General features: G+C 52.2%; 2 protein-coding genes. Both read left to right on the forward strand.

Annotated elements, in window-relative coordinates; genetic code table 11:
* Positions 1-78 precede the first annotated feature (78 nt).
* The gene (ahcY, locus tag NCN04_RS10525) at positions 79-1,509 is read left to right on the forward strand and encodes an adenosylhomocysteinase (RefSeq protein WP_048347688.1); all 1,431 of its coding nucleotides are present in this window, start codon (positions 79-81) and stop codon (positions 1,507-1,509) included.
* 502 nt (positions 1,510-2,011) lie between these two features.
* On the forward strand, positions 2,012-2,552 hold a 541-nt coding region (locus NCN04_RS10530; protein WP_250396067.1), incomplete at its 3' end, for a DedA family protein.

The following is a 2,552-nucleotide window of genomic DNA, read 5'->3' on the forward strand; positions in this document are numbered from 1 at the left end:
TTGGCGAATAAGGGAGCCCGAAGCCTCGGCGTCTCCGAAGTATTTATCGTTCACATCCTCCCCAGGGAGCTTTTCAATATGGTGGCAACAGCCGCGGCAACGGCCGAACTTCAGGTCGCAAAGGACTACGTCATTGCAGATATCGGTTTAGCCGATTTTGGTCGCAAGGAACTCAATATTGCTGAGACCGAGATGCCCGGTCTCATGGCATTGCGTGCCAAATACGGCAAGGACAAGCCCTTGAAGGGGGCCCGGATTGCCGGCTCCCTTCACATGACGATTCAGACAGCTGTTCTGATCGAAACCCTGGTCGAGCTTGGTGCTGATGTGCGCTGGGCCTCCTGCAATATTTTCTCCACCCAAGACCACGCCGCAGCTGCGATGGCTGCTGGTGGCATTCCAGTCTTTGCTGTTAAGGGTGAAACCCTTGAGGAGTACTGGGATTACACCCACAGCATTCTCGAATGGGGCGATGGCGGAACGCCCAACATGATCCTGGACGACGGTGGAGATGCCACCGGTCTGGTGATGTTGGGTAGCAAGGCTGAGCAGGACATCACCGTGCTCGATAACCCTTCCAACGAAGAGGAGACCTTCCTGTTCGCTTCCATCAAGAAGAAGTTGGCCAAGGATTCCAGTTTCTACAGCCGCATCAAGGCTGAGATTCAGGGTGTGACCGAGGAGACCACCACGGGAGTGGCTCGTCTCTACAAGATGCAGAAGAACGGAGAGCTTCCTTTCCCTGCGATCAACGTCAACGATTCGGTCACGAAGAGCAAGTTCGACAACCTCTATGGCTGTCGTGAATCTCTGGTTGACAGCATCAAGCGCGCGACCGATGTGATGGTGGCTGGCAAGCAAGCCCTCGTGGTTGGTTACGGCGATGTGGGCAAGGGTTCTGCGCAGTCATTGCGTGGGCTTGGTGCCACCGTTTGCATTGCTGAAGTGGATCCCATTTGCGCACTGCAGGCTGCGATGGAGGGTTACCGGGTTGTCCGCCTCGAGGATGTGGTGGATCAGATGGACATCTTTGTGACCGCCACGGGCAACTACCAGGTGATCCGCAATGAGCACCTGGTCAAGATGAAGGACGAAGCGATCGTCTGCAACATCGGACATTTCGACAACGAGATCGATGTCGCTTCGTTGAAGTCTTACCAGTGGGACAACATCAAGCCTCAGGTGGATCACATCACCCTGCCAAGCGGCAACAAGATTATTCTTCTTGCCGAAGGCCGTCTCGTGAATCTGGGCTGCGCCACTGGTCACCCCAGTTTCGTGATGAGCAACTCATTTACCAATCAAGTGTTGGCTCAGATTGAGCTATTCACGAAGGGCAGTGAGTACGGCAAAGAGGTGTATGTGTTGCCTAAGCACCTTGATGAGATGGTGGCTCGCCTTCATCTTGAGAAGATCGGATGCAAGCTTACTGAGTTGAGCAAAGATCAAGCCGATTACATTAACGTTCCTGTGGAAGGTCCCTATAAGCCTGATCACTATCGTTATTGATCATTTTCAACTGATTGAGGAGGGCTGCGAAAGCAGCCTTTTTTTTGGCTTAATGTTTTTAAAGATTGCCTGGTAAGCGGCGAATTGTTTGAATTTAGTTTTTTTACTGGAATTTAAAGTCATCATTCTGTTCTGGAGCTGATGATTTCGAGTAGGCCTGTTTGGGTGGACATTTCAGGCATTTGATCGGCCTGGTGAGCTTCGCTTTCAACGCAGCTTCTTTGCTTGATTGATGGGTGAGGTGTTCAGAGTATTGATAAGGATTTGTTCGATCTAATGATGAGATTTTGAACGATCGGCTTTGTGCTCTGAGCTCCCTCGGGTCCCAAACGGTTTGGGGTCGCCTGAGGCCTAGCGTCTCAAATGATGCTTTTCTGATTCGAATGCGTAGATATTTTTTCTTCTATCTATCGCCGATTCTGATGCGCGAATCACGTCGTTATCGAGGATACCGTTTGGTCATAAAGTATGAAAGACTGGCTTCGCTTTGTCATCATTGTGAATGGGTCTGTCTGAACTGATTACTCAGCTGCCAGAGCTGATTGGACAGGCCGTTGAGGCGAATCAATGGTTGGGGTATGGCGCCATTTTTGCCGCCATGTTTCTGGAAAACTTGTTTCCGCCCATCCCCTCAGAACTGATCATGCCCTTGGGAGGGTTTTATGTGCAGCAAGGACAATTGCAATTCATCCCCGTTGTCCTTGCGGGTTTGATCGGAACGGTGCTGGGTGCGTTGCCTTGGTACGGCATCGGCCGCCTGATTAATGAAGAACGCATTGAGCAATGGCTGGAGCGCCATGGTCGCTGGATCGGCATCAGCCCTGAGGAGCTCGCGCGGAGCCGCCGCTGGTTCAGCCGTTATGGCACTGCTTTGGTGTTTTGGGGACGGTTGGTACCAGGCATTCGCACTCTGATTTCGGTTCCTGCTGGCATTGAATTGATGCCGATGGCTCCGTTTTTAATCTGGACCACGGCTGGCAGCTTGATCTGGACGCTGTTGCTGACCATCGCCGGGATGGTGCTTGGTGAGGGCTACAGCAACG

The sequence above is a fragment of the Synechococcus sp. MU1655 genome, from assembly GCF_023630655.1.
Lineage (GTDB): Bacteria > Cyanobacteriota > Cyanobacteriia > PCC-6307 > Cyanobiaceae > Synechococcus_C.